This is a genomic window from Cohnella phaseoli (genome assembly GCF_003386235.1).
Lineage (GTDB): Bacteria > Bacillota > Bacilli > Paenibacillales > Paenibacillaceae > Cohnella > Cohnella phaseoli.
The window spans coordinates 38,803-57,436 of the sequence record NZ_QRDZ01000025.1 but is presented as its reverse complement, the minus strand read 5'-3'; the positions used below and the strand labels follow the sequence as shown (position 1 = coordinate 57,436).

Below are 18,634 nucleotides of genomic sequence, written 5' to 3'. Positions count from 1 at the left end.
AGCGCTACAACTTGGGCCTCTCCGCGAATCAGGCGACTAAGACGACTCAGGCGACTCAGATTGTATTTTTGGTAAAACCGAGGCTTGGGGCCGAGACTTCAGTGCCATCCGAGCTGTGGAGTGCGGGACGGGGGAGCGGAGGCCAAAAAAGTGCCTCGACTCAACCCGCGCCGGAGTGTGAAGGCCAAAAAAGTGCCCTGACGATGGCGGAATGGGGGAGCGGAGGCTAAAAAAGTGCCTCGACTCAACCCGCGCCGGAGTGGGAAGGCCAAAAAAGTGCCTTGACGGTGGCGGGATGGTGCAGCGGAGGCCAAAAAAGTGCCCTGACGATGGCGGAATGGGGGAGCGGAGGCCAAAAAAGTGCCATAATGTCCAACGACCGGGGACGCACCGTGCGCTTAACCTGAAAACATAGAGGATAAGCTTCCGGCTGCCCTCGAAGGGGCTGTCCCATAAGCAGAGTTGCTTTGAGAAGATCGATAGATAAAGCAAGGGGGATGTGCCTCCCTGGAGATTGCCTCATACGCTTCCGAAATTACCCTGTAACGGGTTTACCTATTCAGGTTTTAAGGAGCGTATAGCATCTGAAGGAGGTACACACCCCTTTGCGCCTTTATCAGCGATTATCTTCCAGGCAACTTGGTTGGCTTATGGGTCAGCCTTTTCGTTATTTCTTAAGAGCGAACGGGAATCGCGCCAGTTTCGGCAGGAGAGTCGGGCAGCGACTGCTTGATGCCCAGGCCGTTGTAACGAAGCCGGACTTCGATTCCTCCGATGATCGGGATGACCACGATATTGCGAATAGAGGCGTGAGGCAAGAATTCGACAAGACCGGTCGAGGCGAACGCTTGACGAAGGCCCCGTTTCCTCGGTTGGATGCAAATATCGGATCATGGAACAACAAAAACGGTTGAACCGGCGTCTAATAGATAAATAACGAAGTTAACTAGCTAGGGGAGTGGGGAAGTTGTTGAGAAGAATGGCCGGAATCGCAGGCTTGGCGGTCATTTTGTTCGGAGTTGCGGGAACGGGGCACGGACAGGGTCAAGCGATTGCCGCAGAGGCGGACGTTGCCTGGAAGTCGGCGACAGATCAAGTGTATCTCATAGAGGAGCAGGGGAAATATGGATTCATTAACGGCAGAGGCGAGATTGTGCTCGAGCCGGTGAACGACAGTCTTGTATACAATACGCAGACCGGGGGCTCCGTGTATTATGTCGAAGACGGCGCCGCGAGGAAGCAAACCTATTTCGACTTGACGGGTAAGAAGCTGTTCGAATGCGCGTTCAGGGCTTGCGGAATTCCGTCAGACGGATTGGCACTTTATATGGAGAAGGTTCAGACAGCCGACGGGACCGCCGCCACCCGGTACGGTTATATCGACATGCAGGGGAAAATAGCCGTTCAACCGATTTACCATAAAGCTTTCAATTTTTCCGAAGGTCTGGCTCGAGTGAATCAAGGGAAAGCCTCCGGGTATATCGATACGAAAGGCAAGCTGGTCACTCCCTATCGATTTAGCCAAACGTCAGACTTCTCCGAAGGAATGGCGGCTGTCAGCTTGACGGTAGGCGGCAAATACGGATATATCGACACTTCCGGCAAGCTCGTCATCCCTCCCCGATTCGACTACGCCACGCCTTTCTCCGACGGAGCGGCTGTCGTTAGCGTAAACGGCAAATACGGATATATCGATAAGACGGGCAAATACATTCAGAAGCCTCAGTTCACCATGGCGCAGCCTTTCTCCGAAGGGCTGGCATTCGTGGAGCGCAACGGGGGAAGGTTCTATATCAACAAGAAGGGCGAGAAGGTCATTCAAAATATTACAGCCGGAGGGCTGTTCTCCGGCGGTTTGGCCCCGGCCAGTCGCAGGTACACCTACGGCTATATCAATAAGTCCGGCACGTTCGTGATCAAGGATCAGTTCGAATGGGGCAACTCCTTCAAGGGAGATCTGGCGGAAGTCTATTTGCCCAGTTCCGAATCGCCGGGCTACGTGAGAGGATTTATCGACCGCAGCGGAACAATCGTATGGCCGCACGATTATAAGATTGGACAATAGTGGGAGAAAAAGAAAGCGGTAAAACGCTTTCTTTTTCTTATTGACAATTTGAATAGTCCCCGCTTATAGTTTAATTAAACGTTTAACCGAAGGGGGTCTGAGTGGGAGGAGATCATGAGGAAAATTACGATAAAAGACGTAGCCCGCAACGCCGGAGTATCCATCGCAGCCGTATCGTATGTCCTCAACGGCAAGGAGAGCAAAGTGTCGCAGGACACGATCGCGAGAATCCACGAATCGATCAAGGAACTGAACTACATTCCGAGCATTACGGCAAGGGGATTGGTCAAGAACACCTCGGAGCTGATTGGCGTCATCATTCCCCAGACAGAGGACCATAAGCAGCTTGTCTTCGAAAACCCGTTCTACAGCGAGATGATCAGCGCAATAGAAGCGGTTGTTCGGGAAGACGGTTACCACATCATCCTTGCGGGCGTCGACAAGGGTAAAACGTATCTCGATATTTCCACCTCGCGCAACTTGGACGGAGCCATCATTATGGGCATCTACTCCGAGCAGCTGTACGAAGAATGCAAGCAAGCGAACATCCCGATCGTGCTTATCGACAGCTATGTGAACGACAGCGACTTCACGAACGTCGGCATCGACGACGAGCTGGGCGGTTATATGGCCACGAAGCATCTGATCGATAACGGTCATCGCAATATCGGACTCGTCACCGGCATGATCCGCAAGGACGGCGTTGTGGAGAAAAGATTTCTCGGTTACAAGCGCGCTTTGCAGGAGGCCGGTTTGTTCTACAATCCGGACTACGTGTTCGAAAATTCGGTCAGCTACACGCACGGCCGCAGCTCGGGAACTTTGATCGCGGAGAAATATCCGGAGATTACCGGAGTGTTCGCCACGGCGGACATGGTGGCGTTCGGACTGATTCGCGGCATCAAGGAAGCCGGCAAGGAAGTGCCCGAGCATATTTCAGTCGTCGGTTTTGACGACATCTCGATGGCGCATATGTTTTTGCCGCCGCTGACGACGGTTAGACAGCAAATTTTTCTCAAAGGCGAAACCGCAGCGAAGCTGCTGATCGACCAGATTCGCAAAAAACGCGGAGCGAAGGCGCACGGCAAAAAAAGAACGAACATCCCGTTGGAAATTGCGGATCGGGAGACGGTGCGCAAGCTGCATTAAATCTAAAGCCGTGCTTCGCAAGCAAGCGAATCAACCGTAAGACCGCAAAAACGGTCGATCGGTGTCGAAAGTTAAACGCTTAATCTCGCCTGTCCATGCAAGAATGATCTTCAAATTACGAAATAGGGGGATTTATTCGATGGTTAAGACTGGATTGTTGAAGGCGCTTTCTTTCATTCTCGCAGCGATCATGATCGCATCTCTGGCCGCATGCAGCGGCGGCAAATCCGACAACGGCAACGGCAGCGCAAGTCCGAGCCAAGCTTCGCCAAGCGGATCTTCGTCCGCACCTACTTCCTCGGACGAGATCGTCACGGTCAAATTCGGCAACTTCTCCGGCGCCGGGGACACGGCGAAATACCTGGACCAGATGAAAGCGGAGTTCGAGCAAGCCAATCCGAACATCAAAGTCGAAATCGAGACAATCGCATACGGCGACTATTTTACGCAGATGCAGACCCGGGTAGCGGCAGGGCAAGCGCCTGACGCCTACGAGCTAAACTATGAAAATTTCGTGTCCTATGCGAAGAAGGGCGTGCTGCTCGATCTTAACCCTCTCTTCGACGCGACGCAGTTCGATAGATCGACCTTAAACGAGCAGGCCTTGAACGCCTTTTCCTCCGACGGGGTGCAGTATGGCATGCCGGGCAGCTTCTCCAACGTTTTGCTGATCTACAACAAAGAATTGTTCCAGAAAGCGAACGCCGAGCTTCCGACCAAGGATTGGACCTGGAAAGAGTTCGACGACGCTGCGGCGAAGATCCGCGCCCTCGACAAGAACACGTTCGGCGTATTCCAGCCGATTCAGTTCCATGAATTTTATAAGCTTGTTCAGCAGAACAACGGCAGCTTGCTTAACGCCGACAAAACCGCGTTCACCGTCAACACGCCGGAAAACGTGGAAACGCTGCAAAGGCTCGTCGATCGGGTGCTTACGACAAATGTCATGCCGACGCAAGCGCAGCTTAGCGGCGTAGGGGATTGGGATTTGTTCAAAGCCGGTCGCCTTGGCATGATCGTTACCGGCGTATGGGCCTTCTCCGATTTCATGCAGAACGTCACATTCGATTGGGACGTGGCCGTCGAGCCGGGCAACAAGAAGAAAGCGACGCACTTTTTCTCCAATGGACTGGTCATCAACAAGGACAGCAAAGCGGCTGAAGCGGCATTCCAATGGATTAAGTTTCTGTCCTCGAGCAAGGAAGCGGCGAAAATCCGCGTCGACGCGGGCTGGGAGCTGCCGGCCGTCACCTATCCGGACGTACTGGAAGCATATCTATCGATGACGCCGCCGGCGAACCGCCAAGCCGTATTCGATTCGCTGGACTACCTCGTTACGCCGCCGGTTATCGAGCAATTCGGAGAGATGTCGGACATTCTGGGCATTCATCTGACAGCCGCCTCCGAAGGGGCGAAAACTGCGCAGCAAGCGCTTGACGACGCGCAGAAGGAACTGACCGAGAAAATCAAGCTGTAACACGCGTTCGATATCAAGAAACGACGCGGCTGCCTCCGGTTCGTAAGGTCTGATCCAGGCTAACGTTCGCGGTCAGGCAGCCGCTACTTCTTAACGCGAGGTGTTTCGAATTCATGCTCACTCAACGAAACCGGAGAAAATGGCTGACGATCATCCTGTTCCTGCTGCCCTCCTCGATCGGGTTGCTCGTATTCAGCGTGATCCCGATTGTCTACTCGCTCGTCATCAGCTTCACGGACTGGAACGGGTTGAATCCGTGGAACCTTGCGGCGGGGACGCCCGACTTCCTCGGCTTCGGCAACTTTAAGGAAATTCTGGCGGGAGAGGAGTTCTGGCGCGTACTCAAAAACACGATGTACTATATCGTGCTGTACATCCCGCTCATTCTCGCCGCTTCCGTACTGGCAGCCGTGCTGCTCAACAATACGTACAAGGCGATCGGCCTGTATCGGGTCGTCTTCTTCATCCCGGTGCTGACCTCCTGGGTAGCCGCGGCACTCATCTGGAAATGGCTGCTCAGCGACGATTACGGCCCGGTCAACGCGATCCTCGGCTTCGTCGGCATCGACGGTCCCGCTTGGCTTCAGGACCGGACATGGGCGATGCCGGGCATCGTGTTCGCCAGCATTTGGAAGGACATGGGTTTCTTCGCTCTCATTATGCTGGGAGGCTTGCAAGGGATCAACCCGACGTATTACGAGGCGGCCAATATCGACGGTGCGAGTTTCTGGAGCCGGTTCACGAGAATTACGCTGCCACTGCTGTCTCCGATGCTTTTTTTCGTGCTCGTTATTTGCATCATCAACTCGTTCCAGCTGTTCCCGCAGGTGATGATCATGACGCAGGACGCCGGCCCATACGGCTCCACGCAGGTGATGGTCGAGCGAATCTACAAATACGCGTTCAAATATTACAAGATGGGATACGCCTCGTCGTTCTCCTGGATTTTATTCGTCATCATTTTCGTGTTCACTATCGTGCAGATGAAGCTGCAGAGGAAGTGGGTGCATTATGACTCGTAGCCGATTCGTTCAGCCTCTGCTGTTCTATGTGTTCGCATCGATTCTGGCGGTGTTCGCGCTCATTCCTTTTTTCTGGATGGTCAGTACGTCGCTTAAGAGCAAGGGCGCACTAATCAGCATTCCAATTGAATGGATTCCGGAGAAAATCTCGTTTGAAGGCTATAGCAAAATTTTCACCGTGTTCCCGTTCGCCAAGGCAATCTTCAATAGCTTGTTCATTTCGGTGGCCAGTACGGGCATCGTGCTCGTATCCGCGCTGATGGCCGCTTACGTTTTCGCCAAGATCGAATTTAAGGGCCGCGAGGCCGTATTCGCTCTGTTCCTGGCGACGATGATGGTGCCCGGCCAAGTGACGATGATTCCTGTGTTCCTCGTGCTGAAGGAATTCCAACTGCTCAATTCGTTTACGGGGCTTCTTCTGCCCAGCGTGTTTAATCCGTTCGCGATTTTCATGCTCAGACAGTTCATCAAGACGATCCACAACGACTTCCTGGACGCGGCGTTTATCGACGGGGCTTCCCAGCCGAATATCTTCCTGCGCATTATTGTGCCGCTGTCGATGCCGATTATCGCAACGCTTGGCATCGTGACGTTCATGGGGGCGTGGAACGATTACTTCTGGCCGTTGATCGTGCTGTCGGACAGAGAATTGATGACCTTGCCGCTGGCGCTGAGCTCGCTTAACGGACAATACGGCAGCGAGTACAACACGTTGATGGCGGGCAGTCTGATCTCCATGCTGCCGATCATCGTGCTCTATATGTTCGCGCAAGGCTTCTTCAAGGCCGGACTTCAGATGGGAGGAATCAAGTAATCGATGAACAAGACGAGACAGATGCTGCGCGATGCGCTCAGAGACGGGGCGCTGCTCCGGTTCGGCGGAATGAAGATGGGGATCGTAAGGGAAGTCGGACCATGGCTGGAAAAGGTTGCGGAGAGTCTGGCGGCTTCGGATGATTCCTCCCCCCGCGAAAAGGCCTATTGGCTTTGGATTGCCGGGGAGTATATCAATCGCGGTGGGGAGCGGGAGCTGCTAGAGCGCTACTCCGGGCTGATCGAAGCGGGAATCGCAAGCATCGCCGACGCTTGGAACGCGGCAGATTCGCACTGGCTATGGGACGAAGGGCCGGACGTCTATTTGAGCAACCTTGCTCTCTATTACGCCGCTTTAAGATCGATAGGCAACGTCTATCGGTCGGATAAGGCGCAGAAGCTGTGCAAGGACATTCGGGAAGCGACGTTCGCTTCGTTCATGCACGGCAAGCATTTCGTCAGCCGTAAGGGAACGGACGAAGTGTGGCCGGACATCGTGGCCGCCGCCGTGCCGTTCGGTCTGCTCAGCGCCGGCGATCTCGCCATGCTGGAAGCGCTTGTCCGCCTTGACGAAGCACGGACCGAGTCTGCCGAATCGGCGGGGCTTCTCTCCGCCTATTATAGCGAAGTCGGAGGGATCGGCCGCGCCCGCACGCTCCGCGACCAAGCGGCGGCTCTGTCTGGAGGCGAAGCGAACGCTTTCCTCGCTTGGGCCGAGGACCAGCTTGCGATCAAGTCGCCGGGTTTTGTCCCGGGAGAGTCGCAGGATGGGGGAGATGCGGGCGTACGCTTCATCCATGCGCCGGTCGGAGGGGAAAGTCCGTATCAGGCGGGCAACAACGAACGCTACCCGAGGTTGGTCGCGGTTGGAGAACGGGTCGCGATTCGGACATTCTCCGCGCCATTTCGGTCCAGCGACGAGATCGCGCTGGAAGTTGTTGCGGGAGTAAGCGCACCAACCTTCCTAAGCATGCAAGCCGTGGAGAACGAAGCGGGCGAACAGTATTGGGAAGCGGAGCTTGCGCCATTCGCGGAAACGGAGCAGGTGCGCTATCGGTTCGTCCGCGATCCGGAAGGTGCGGGAGAGGCGTCGGATTGGTATTCGTTCGAAGTGCTGCGCTGGATGAATCTGTCCCGGGCGACGGGGATCGCGCAGGCGGAAAACGGCGACGTAACGGTTCGTTTCGAGCCGGTGATAAAGGCGGGCCCAGTGCCTTGTCTGAACGCACGAAGCCATCCGAGCGGTGCGGTATCGTTCCGGCTGGAACTGATCGACGGGGATAACTCCGGCTCGGAGGCGCGGAAGACATGGAAGACGGAAGGGCGCTGCCGCGTTGGAGGCGCGGAGGTGAGCGTGGAAGGCGGTCGGTTCGCCGCAAGCCTGTTCGATGCAGAGGGCAAGCGCGTGTCGGCCAGCTATAAGCAGGAGGAAGCGGCGCCTTTCCAGGCGTTGATCGATCGAACGGGAACGGTCTATAAGCTGAGATTAAACTTCGCTCTGAAGGACGGGGAGCGACTGTACGGCATGGGAGAGAGATTCGCCCGGATGGAATTCCGCGGCTGCGAGCTGGACAATTACGTCTTTAACCAATATAAGGATCAAGGCTTCCGGACGTATATTCCGGTGCCTGTCGTCTATAGCTCCGGCGGATACGGCCTCTATCTGCAGAGCTCGCTCTATTCGGTATTCCGGTTTGGCACCGTACGCGAGGATCTTATGCAGATCGAGGCGAACGTCGGGCCGGAGCGGCAGACCGTCGATTATTGGCTGTTCGCCGGCAAGCCTCTCGAACTCGTCGGTACGTTCGCCGAGCTGACGGGCAAGCCAAAGCTGCCGCCGAAATGGGCGTTCGGCCCCTGGATGTCGAGCAACAACTGGGACAGCGAGCGAGAAGTGGACGAACAGCTGGCGCGTACGGCGGAGCACGCCGTCCCGTCTACCGTCATGGTGCTGGAGCAGTGGAGCGACGAGTCTTCCTTTTACATTTTCAACGATGCGGGGTACGAGACGAAGTCGGGCTCGGAACGATTTGCATACGATGATTTCAGTTTTCCGGCTTGGGGGAGATGGCCGGACCCGCGCAAGCTGGTCGAGAGAATTCATGGGCAGGGCATTCGCGTCCTGCTGTGGCAGGCTCCGGTGATGAAGTTTATGGACGGCATCGCTCACATTCAGCGGGATGAGGACGAGCGATACATGGTTGAACAGGAATACGAGGTACGGCATGCGGACGGCAGTCCTTACCGCATTCCGGATTACGAATGGTTCAGAGGAAGCCTGGTGCCGGATTTCACCAATCCGGACGCCGCGGACTGGTGGCTCGGCAAGCGCCGGTATTTGCTGGAGGACATCGGCATCGACGGCTTTAAGACGGACGGCGGGGAGTGCATCTACGGCTCGGAGCTGCAGTTCCATGACGGGCGCAGTGGCGCGGAGATGCGCAACGAATATCCGAACAACTACATCGCCGCCTTCCAACAGTTCGCGGACCGTTATGTGGATGGAGGGGCGATTACGTTCAGCCGCGCAGGGTATACGGGAGCTCAGGCGATGCCGCTGCACTGGGCGGGCGACGAGAAATCGACGTTCGAGGCGTTCCGCGCGACGATCGTCGCCGGACTAAGCTGCGGCCTATCGGGCATTCCGTTCTGGGGCTGGGATCTGGGCGGCTTCTCGGGAGACATTCCGACGGCGGAGCTGTATGTCCGCTCGGCCGCGATGGCCGCGTTCTGCCCGGTGATGCAGTACCACGCCGAGAGCAAGGGACAGTATAACATGGACCGTACGCCGTGGAACATTGCGGAACGCACGGGGCGTCCGGAGGTTCTGTCCCTGTACAAGCGGTTCGCAGATATCCGCATGAACCTGCTTCCGTACGTGTGGGAGCAGGCCCGGAAGAGCGCGTCCACGGGATATCCGTTGATGCGGGCGCTGCTGCTCGCTTACCCGGAAGATGAAAAATGCGCCCACCTGACGACGCAGTATCTGTTCGGAGACAGCCTGCTCGTCGCTCCTGTAGCGGAGGAAGGAGCCTTGGAGACCGAGGTTTATTTTCCGGAAGGCCGTTGGCTGTCGCTGTTTAATGAGGATATTATCGTCGGTCCTCGGACGGCGGAGGTCGAGGCAGGCTGGTCGGACATTCCCGTCTATATGAAGGAGAACGCCGTCGTGCCGCTGAATCTCGGCGCTGTCCGCAAGCTGGCCGACGATGTGGGCAACGCAGTGGATCGTTATGCGAATCTCACCTTGATGATCTATGCGACGGATAGCCTGATCTATCGCTTGGAGGACGAAGCGGGCTGCTCCATCGGTCTGACCGTCTCCAAGAGCGACGCAGCGCTAAAGATTCGCGTCGAAGCGGAAGGCGGGGAGGCTCCGGTAACGCTGCTATTCCGAGGACTGGAGCGGGATGTCGTTCAAGTGACGCAGGAAGGGAATAGCTGGCGGCGAGCAGGCTCGGTCGGCGATCTGTCCGCAGGGAGCTGGCATGCCAGAACGGGCGAGACGCTCGTCTGCGCGGGGCAAGGCGTTTCTATTTTCACGATCGAGTTGGGCGTAGAGTAAGCCGGAGAAAACCGGTTCAAGAAAGGAGGTGATGCCTGGGCTTGGCATCTTAGGGGGAGCTGTAATCGCTAGACCCGCAGCTTGCAATCCACTAATAGCGAGGAGCGAGAATGATGATCAGACTGAAGACGATCAGAAGGCGGCTTGCTTATCCGGTAATGGCGTTGCTGTTGTTCCTGTCTTCCGTTCCGAGTGCGTTCGCAATTGATGGAGTATTTCATAGCCCGTACGGGCTGGAGGATCGGTACGTCGCGGAAGTGACGGAGCGCTATCCGCAGGACCCGATTGCGGGAGAGAACGTCTATATCAAGCTCAAGACTTGGCCGATCGAACCCGGACAAGCCGTCTGGGTCACTTGGACGAAGAACGGCGTGCCCCAATCCGTCATTAACGGCTCATGGAAGTACAACAGCGGCGGAGATACGTATTGGGAAGTCGCGCTGGGCAGCTTCGCCAAGGGCGATGTCATTAATTATACCGTTCGCGCCGACCAATACGGCACGAACCAGAAGACGATCGGTCCGTTCGAATTTACGGTTACGGACTGGGAATCGGTAGCCAGCGTTAGCGGCTATACGGACAGCTCCAACCACGTCGTGTTCAACGCGGTTCCGAATACGGGCGCGTTGTCGCCCAAGCTGAACATCTCGTTCGCGGCGGACGACGTTTTCCGGGTGCAGCTGTCCCCGACGGGTACGGGCAGCTTCGATACCGGGCTGTCCAATTATACGCTGACGGATCACGGCTCGTATTATACGGTCGCGACGTCCGAGCTTGTGCTGAGAGTGGACAAGTCCCCTTTTAAGCTCAGCGTGTACGAGGAGGACGGAACGACGCTGATCGCCAAGCAGTACGACAGCACGGTCAATCGCAATATGGCTTGGCTGACCGACGGCAGCTCGATTATCGACAAGGTCGAGGACAATTTCTATTCCCCGTCCGACGAGAAGTTTTTCGGCTTCGGCGAACGGTACGACAACTTCGACAAGCGGGGAGAAGACATCGAGACCTATATCTACAACCAATACCTCAACCAGAACGAAAAAACCTACCTCGCGATCCCTTACTTTATAAGCTCCAAAGGCTATGGCATTCTCGCTAACAGCACCTACTACTCCAAGTTCAAAATGGCGACGGTTCGCTCCGATATGTACGGATTTACCGTAGATACGGGCGGCAGCGCGAACTCGATGCTGGATTACTATTTTTATTCGGGAGACAACCTGAAGGACGTCATCGACAATTATACGGATACGACGGCCAAGCCGACGCTGATGCCGAAATGGGGCTTCGGATTGTGGCTGTCCGCCAACGAGTGGGACCGTCAGTCGGAAGTGAACACCGTGCTCGGCAATCTGAACACGTACAACATTCCGGCGACGACGCTTGTGCTGGAGCAGTGGAGCGACGAGGAGACGTTCTATATTTGGAACGAAGCCACCTATACGCCCAAGGCTGGCAGCGATGCGTTCTCTTCGAGCGATTTCACCTATGGCACGAAATGGCCCGACCCGGAAGGGATGGTCGACGACATTCATACCGCAGGGCTGAAGGTGCTGCTCTGGCAGACGCCGGCGATTAAGCACACAGGCTCTCCGTATGCGCAGAAGGATAACGACGAGTCCTATATGATCTCGCAAGGCTATGCGGTAGGAGACGGCAACGGCGGAGCCTACAAAACTCCGGACGGCTGGTTCGGCAGCAGCCCGATTCTGGACTTCACAAACTCCGCGGCGGTCAATTGGTGGATGTCGAAGCGCTCCTACTTGTTCGACGACATCGGCATCGACGGCTTCAAGACGGACGGCGGGGAGCTGGTATGGGGCAAAAATACGACGTTCTCCAACGGCAAGAAGGGCGACGAGATGCGGAATCTGTATCCGAATCTGTACATCGGCGCTTATTACGACTACGCCAAGCTCAAGCGCGGGGAGACGATCTCGTTCAGCCGGGCCGGCACGACGGGCGTCGGCGCGTACCCGGCATTCTGGGCGGGCGATCAGGAGTCGACCTTCGGCACGATGAAGCAGTCGATTCTGGCAGGCTTGAATGCAAATATGTCCGGCGTCCCTTATTGGAGCTGGGATCTTGCCGGCTTTACGGGAACTTTCCCTTCCTCGGAGCTGTATAAGCGCTCGGTGGAAATGGCCATATTCGCGCCGGTCGTCCAGATTCACTCGGAGAAATCCAACCCGCCGGTCAACGAGGAGAGAACGCCGTGGAACGTGCAGACGCGCAGCGGCGACGGCACCGTCATCAACCATTTTGCCAAGTATATGAACATTCGGATGAACCTGCTTCCTTATATCTACAGCGAAGCGACGAAGACGAGCGCCACCGGCGCGCCGCTGATGAGAGCGATGTTCCTCGAATATCCGGACGATGCAAACTCTTACGATCCGGACTATCAGTATCAGTATTTGTTCGGGGATAATCTGCTCGTAGCGCCGATTGTCGATCAAGGCGTCACGAACAAGGATATTTATCTGCCGGAGGGAGAATGGATCGACTTCTTCTACGGCGCCGCAAGACCGGGAGATCGGGAAATCTCCTACTATGCGGACGTCGACAGCATCCCGGTATTCGTGAAGTCGGGCTCGATCATTCCGATGAACCTCAATTCGAATTATGCGCTGGGAGGCACAATCGGCAACAGCATGACGAGCTATACGAATCTGACTTTCCGGGTTTATCCGGACGGCAGCACGTCCTACGATTGGAACGACGACATCGGCGGCTCCGTCAAGACGATCTCCTCCGACGAGGAGTACGACTTGAATCGAGTTACCGTAACGCTTCCGGCGATCAGCACCGCAAGCACGCTGCAGGTGTACACGACGAAGCCATCTTCCGTTACGGTCAGGGGCTCCGGGCTTACCGAGTATGGCAGCTTGAGCGCGCTGAATTCCAGCTCGCAAGGCTGGTATTACAGCGCTGCGGAGAAGTTCGTCTACGTGAAGGTCGCTTCCGGCGGCTCTACTCGCACCGTCGTTCTGAACGGCGTCCACAAGTCGGAGTACGAGGCCGAATACGCGACGCAGGTGAACGTATCGACGAATACGAACCATACGGGCTATACCGGAACCGGCTTCGTGGACGGATTCGCCAGCACGGGCGATGCAGTACTGTTCGACGTGTATGTGGATGCGGCGGGCTCCTATGATGTCGACTTCAAGTATAGCTCCGCGGCCGGCACGGCTTCCCGGCAAATCTATGTGAACGGCTCGAACATTCAGACGCTCTCGATGCCGGCGACGGCGAACTGGGATACGTGGGGCACGGCGACGGCGACTCTCACGCTGAATGCCGGGCACAATACGATCTGGCTGCAGTACGATCACGGCAATTCTCAAGGCATCAATCTGGATAACATTACGATCAAGGAATAGGGAGCAGGAACAGGGAACAGAAATAAGGAAGCCCGCGTCACGATCCGAATTGCGAGAGTTCATCCAATGGGAGAGGTGGGTATGTTCTTATGATCCGAAAGATGATTGGCAAGAAGTTGAGGAAAGGGTTCCTCGTTGCGCTGACGTTCAGCTTGGTGTTGTCGGTGATGACCGTTTATCCGGCGGCGAAGACGAACGCTTACGTGAGCGCACTGGGCAATGTAATCGGCGTTTCCGTAACGGGAGATGCGCTTACGCTGACGATCGACAACGGCGCTGAGCCGAACGACGACATTCTGGAAATTTTGGCGGCGGACCTTAACATTCTGAAGGTGAATTACCGTCCGAACGGCGTCGCTTCAAGCGCCAGTACGCCGATGATCGATCCGAACCGCACGTGGAGCGCGGTAGGGGCAACGATCGATACGACGGGAGATCCGATTCTGATCACAACCTCCGTGATGAGAATCGAGATCGCCAAAAACCCGGCAAGGATGACGGTCAAGAAAGCCGACGGAACGACGCTGCTCTGGGAGCCTGCCGGCGGAGGCGTGTTCTATGACGGGGTCAGGTTCCAGCACTCGACCGGGCACAACATGTACGGCATTCGCAGCTATAACGCCTTCGACGGCGAGGGCGACATTTTGCGGAACGATAGCGATCATGCGGCGCATGCCGGGGAGCAGGGCGACGCCGGAGGCCCGTTCATCTGGTCGACGGCCGGCTACGGCGTTCTGGTCGACAGCGACGGCGGGTATCCGTATACGAACTCGACCACGGGACAACTGGAATTCTACTATGGAGGAACGCCGACGGAAGGACGACGCTACTCCAAATCGAATGTGGAGTACTATATCATGCTGGGCGATCCCTATCAGATCATGGGCGCGTATTCGAAGATTAGCGGAGCGGCTCCGCTCATGCCGAAGTGGTCGCTCGGGTTCAGCAATTTCGAGTGGGGCATCGATCAGGACGAACTGGAGGAGATGGTCGAGCTCTACCGGGCGAAAAATATTCCCATAGACGGTTACGCGCTGGATTACGATTGGAAAAAGTACGGCGAGGATCATTACGGGGAGTTTAAGTGGAATACGGGGAATTTCCCCGATGCGGCCACGAATGCGCTCAAGAGCGATATGGACGCCAAGGGGATCAAGCTGATCGGCATTACGAAGCCTCGCGTCGTTACGCTGGATTTCGGCAACAACCGGACGGATCAGTACGACGATGCGCAAGCGGGCGGTTACTGGTATCCGGGGCATTCCGAGTATACGGACTATTTCATTCCCGTTACGGTCCGCAGCGTCGATCCTTACAATGCGAGCGCCCGGACGTGGTTGTGGCAGAACTCCGAGGAAGCGCTCGACAAGGGCATCGTCGGATGGTGGAACGACGAGACGGACAAAGTTTCTTCGGGTATGGCGCAATATTGGTTCGGAAATTTCATGACCGGCCATTGGTCGCAGGCTTTCTACGAAGGCCAGCGGGCGTACACCGACGACGCGCTCCGCGTATGGCAGACGGCGCGCACGTATTACCCCGGCGCTCAGCGATACGCGACGACGCTGTGGTCGGGAGACATCGGCATCCAGTTTCAGAAGGGCGAGCACGTCTCGTGGGCTGCGGGCATGAAGGAGCAGCGCGCCGTCATGCTGTCCTCGGTCAATCTGGGGCAGGCCAAATGGGGAATGGATGCCGGAGGCTTTAACCAGGAGAACGGCACGATCGGCAATCCGACGCCCGAGCTGTACGCCAGATGGCTGCAATTCGCGGCGATGACGCCGGTGTTCCGGGTGCACGGCAACTACAACCAGCAGCGTCAGCCTTGGTATTACGGTTCGACCGCGGAGGAAGTCAGCAAAAGCGCCATTCAGTTCCGCTACTCGCTCCTGCCTTATTTGTACGCCTATGAGCGGAAGGCATACGAGAACGGAGCGGGACTGGTCCGGCCGCTCGCGTTCGATTACCCGGCGGACGCCAATGTCGCGAATCGGACAGACGCTTGGATGTTCGGGGACTGGCTTATGGCCGCTCCGGTCGTCGACAAGCAGCAGAAGAGCAAGGCGATCTATTTGCCGGCGGGGACGTGGACCGACTATTTCCGCGGAGTCACCTATGCGGGCGGACAGACGATCCATTACCCGCTGAACTCCGAGAGCTGGACGGACATCCCGTTGTTTATCAAGCAGGGTGCGATCATTCCGTCGCAGCAAGTACAGGATTATGTCGGCCAACGAGTCGTCGATACGGTGAACGTCGACGTATTCCCTTCAGCGACGGCAACCTCGTTCGCTTATTACGAGGATGACGGCAAGACGTACGATTACGAAGGCGGAACGACCTTCGAGCAGACGTTGACCGCTCAGGACAACGGCGGAAGCGGGTACGCGTTTTCCGTCGGAGCGAAATCCGGAACGTATGTGCCGGACGTCGATTACTATTTGGTGAAGCTTCACGGCAAAGCCGGCACAGGCGCAACGTTGAACGGCAGCGCGCTTGCCTCCTACGCCGATCTGAACGCTTTGAAAGCGGCCGGAGGGGAAGGCTGGAGCACGGGCAGAGACGTGTATGGTTTGGTCACCTACGTCAAAGTGGCCGCGGGTGCGGGCTCGGCCAAAAATGTTGTCGTCACCGGCAGCGGCAGCGGCAGCGTTGCGTCTACCGCTTATCAATACGAGGCGGAGGAAGCATCGCTGTCGGGAGATACGACGGGAACGACGGCCGGCGTCAACACGAATCATTCCGGTTATGCCGGCAGCGGGTTCGTGGACGGCTTGGACGATGCCGGCGCGGCGGCGACGTTCTATGCGGACGTCCGCACAGGCGGCGATTACGAGGTGGCTCTCCGCTATGCCAATGCGACCGGATCGGCCAAGACGCTCAGTATTTTCGTCAACGGTGCGCGTGTGAAGACGACGTCGCTCGGTCAATTGGCAAACTGGGATACGTGGGGAACGCAGACGGAGACGCTGCCTCTCATGGCGGGACGCAATGCGATTACGTACAAATACGATGCCGGCAACGGGGATACCGGTAATGTGAATATGGACTATATCGCGGTGTCCTTCGATCCGATTCAGGCCAAGTACGAGGCCGAGAACGCCAAGCTGTCCGGCGGTGCCTCCACGAACGAGGACCATTGGTTTTATTCGGGCTCGGCCTTCGTAGACGGCTTCGGTTCGTCGGGCGCTTCGGCCGAATTCCAGGTGGAAGTGCCAAGCGCCGGCAGCTATGAGGTAGCGCTGAGATATGCCAATGGCTCAGGCTCGGCGAAGACGGTCAGCTTATTCGCCAACGGCGTAAAGGATAGTCAGCTCAGCTTGTCCAGTCCGTCCGTGAACTGGAACGTCTGGCAGGACAAGAAAGAGACGGTCAGTCTGAACGCGGGTACGAATACCGTAACGGTCAAATACGATACGGGGGATACGGGCGGCGTTAATCTGGATCGCATATTGGTCTCGCCGACGGCTGTTGTTCCGGCAGCTTCAGAGACGAATCTGCTGGACAATCCCGGATTTGAGCGGAACACGGCCTTTAACAGCAACTGGGCGGAATGGCATCCCGGCGGACAGGCGCTCGCTTACGGCATCGACAGCGGCAAAGGGATGAACCCGCCGGAAGCGCCTTCGACCGGCTGGCAGCGCGCGTATTTCTATGCGCCCGGGGCATATAAGCAAAGCATCCATCAACAGGTGGATGTTCCCGTCAACAACGCCAACTACAAGTTCGAAGCGCGGGTGCGGCTGAGCAATACCGCTCCGACGACGGCGCGCGCCGAAATATCCAATCACGGCGGCAGCGCGCAGTACTACAACATCTCCAACGACGGCGTCTGGAAGTCGATCCGCATCGACAACATTTACGTGACGACCGGCGTCGTCGACGTCGGCTTCTACGTCGACTCGCCCGGCGGGACGACGCTGCTGATCGACGACGTTCGCCTGACTCCGCAATAAGGGCATTACGGAGAAAACCTCAGTCTCCTCCTCCGGTTCCACAGGAGGCTGAGGTTTTTTTCTTCGTTTGAACGGGAGAAAGCTGGAGTTTAGAAGCCGAGGCTCGATTCAATAAATCTCAGTATAGATCAATTATATATTTGTATAGATCATTGTTTTAATCGGGTTGGCCACTTAAAATTTTTGATTAAAGCGGGTAAATGACTAGGGACGCATGGCTTGGAGAGCTGTAGCAATGCTTCGCATTGCCTGTCGCCAAGCACTTTTTTTGCACAATAGGGAAAACGTTTTCAAAATCGGCGAGAGAACGTATTCGAGGTTTGCGTCGAAGACCCAAGCACGGAAGGGGGCTTGAGCCCGGATTACGAGGGTACGGCAGTATTTTAAAAATCGAAAGTTAATTCAATCGGGTTGATTAGCGACGTGTTTGTGGAATTTTCTCGGCGGATATCCCGTTATCTTTTTGAATTGCCTGCAGAAGTGCTCCACATTTTGATAGCCGCATCGAGAAGCGATCTCGGCAATGCTCTGGGTGTTATGAATCAAATATTCTTTAGCTATTCGTATTCGGCTGTTAATCACATCGTCCATGCAGGAAACTCCGAAGGTTTTCTTGTAGATGCTCTGGAGGTAGCCAGGGCTGATTTGCAGATAATCCGCCATTTTCGCAATTGTCCAGTAATCGCCGGGATTGTTTTGAATGGATGTGCGAAGCCGCAACAGATTGTAGTATTGAGGCGTAATGTCCTCTTGGGAGATGGATTCCAATAGTTTATTGAACAAGGTTCTCAACAAATAGTCGATGGAGGATTTTTTGTAATCGCGATTAAAGTTATGTTCAGTGACCAACAGTTCAAATAGTTTGGAGCAGTATTCCGGATCGTTCAAGGAAAAAGGAATGCCGAACGGAAGCGGCAATTCCGTAATATAAGCTTCCTCCGATTCGAATCGGATCCAGTCATTGATGAAGGAATCGCCGCAGGTCTGGTAGTAAACTTTCTGTAACGGACGATACAGAACGGCGCTGTGAGCAGGGTATTCCTTGAGGGCGCCATTGACCCAGAATTGTGCGGGGGTTTTGGTAATGACCAATAGCCAGTGAAAGCCAACGGGAACGTCGATTACAAAATGGCCAGAGTGCGTTGTATTGCATTCAACATAGTGAATATGGGTCATCCGTATCCCTCCCGGTAGCATG

General features: G+C 56.0%; 9 protein-coding genes. 8 read left to right on the top strand and 1 reads right to left on the bottom strand.

Annotated features, from left to right (window positions below; genetic code table 11):
* The first annotated feature begins 967 nt into the window (after positions 1–967).
* The 8 genes from DFP98_RS26315 (at position 968) to DFP98_RS26280 (ending at position 17,436) form a co-directional block, all read left to right on the top strand.
* The gene (locus DFP98_RS26315; protein ID WP_147310277.1) at positions 968–2,065 is read left to right on the top strand and encodes a WG repeat-containing protein; all 1,098 of its coding nucleotides are present in this window, start codon (positions 968–970) and stop codon (positions 2,063–2,065) included.
* Positions 2,066–2,179: 114 nt separating this feature from the next.
* A complete protein-coding gene (locus DFP98_RS26310; protein ID WP_116063610.1) occupies positions 2,180–3,214 on the top strand; it encodes a LacI family DNA-binding transcriptional regulator in 1,035 nt (344 codons plus the stop codon).
* A gap of 139 nt (positions 3,215–3,353) precedes the next feature.
* Positions 3,354–4,691, top strand: a complete 1,338-nt coding sequence (locus tag DFP98_RS26305; protein ID WP_116063609.1) for an ABC transporter substrate-binding protein — start codon at positions 3,354–3,356, stop codon at positions 4,689–4,691.
* A gap of 113 nt (positions 4,692–4,804) precedes the next feature.
* Positions 4,805–5,713, top strand: a complete 909-nt coding sequence (locus tag DFP98_RS26300; protein WP_116063608.1) for a carbohydrate ABC transporter permease — start codon at positions 4,805–4,807, stop codon at positions 5,711–5,713.
* A complete protein-coding gene (locus DFP98_RS26295) occupies positions 5,703–6,527 on the top strand; it encodes a carbohydrate ABC transporter permease (RefSeq protein ID WP_094042141.1) in 825 nt (274 codons plus the stop codon). The genes DFP98_RS26300 and DFP98_RS26295 overlap by 11 nt, the downstream gene beginning before the upstream one ends.
* 3 nt (positions 6,528–6,530) lie before the next feature.
* On the top strand, positions 6,531–10,091 hold the full coding sequence (locus tag DFP98_RS26290; RefSeq protein WP_116063607.1) for a glycoside hydrolase family 31 protein: 3,561 nt from the start codon (positions 6,531–6,533) through the stop codon (positions 10,089–10,091).
* Positions 10,092–10,201: 110 nt separating this feature from the next.
* Positions 10,202–13,480 (top strand): TIM-barrel domain-containing protein, encoded by a 3,279-nt coding sequence (locus DFP98_RS26285; protein WP_246016748.1) that lies wholly within the window; start codon positions 10,202–10,204, stop codon positions 13,478–13,480.
* An 89-nt stretch (positions 13,481–13,569) separates the two neighbouring features.
* Entirely contained in the window at positions 13,570–17,436 is a 3,867-nt protein-coding gene (locus DFP98_RS26280) for a TIM-barrel domain-containing protein (protein WP_246016746.1), read from the top strand.
* 402 nt (positions 17,437–17,838) lie between these two features.
* Here DFP98_RS26280 and DFP98_RS26275 read toward each other — a convergent pair whose 3' ends face one another.
* Positions 17,839–18,612: an AraC family transcriptional regulator gene (locus DFP98_RS26275; RefSeq protein ID WP_116063605.1), complete on the bottom strand. Its 774-nt coding sequence runs from the start codon at positions 18,610–18,612 to the stop codon at positions 17,839–17,841.
* Positions 18,613–18,634: the final 22 nt, after the last annotated feature.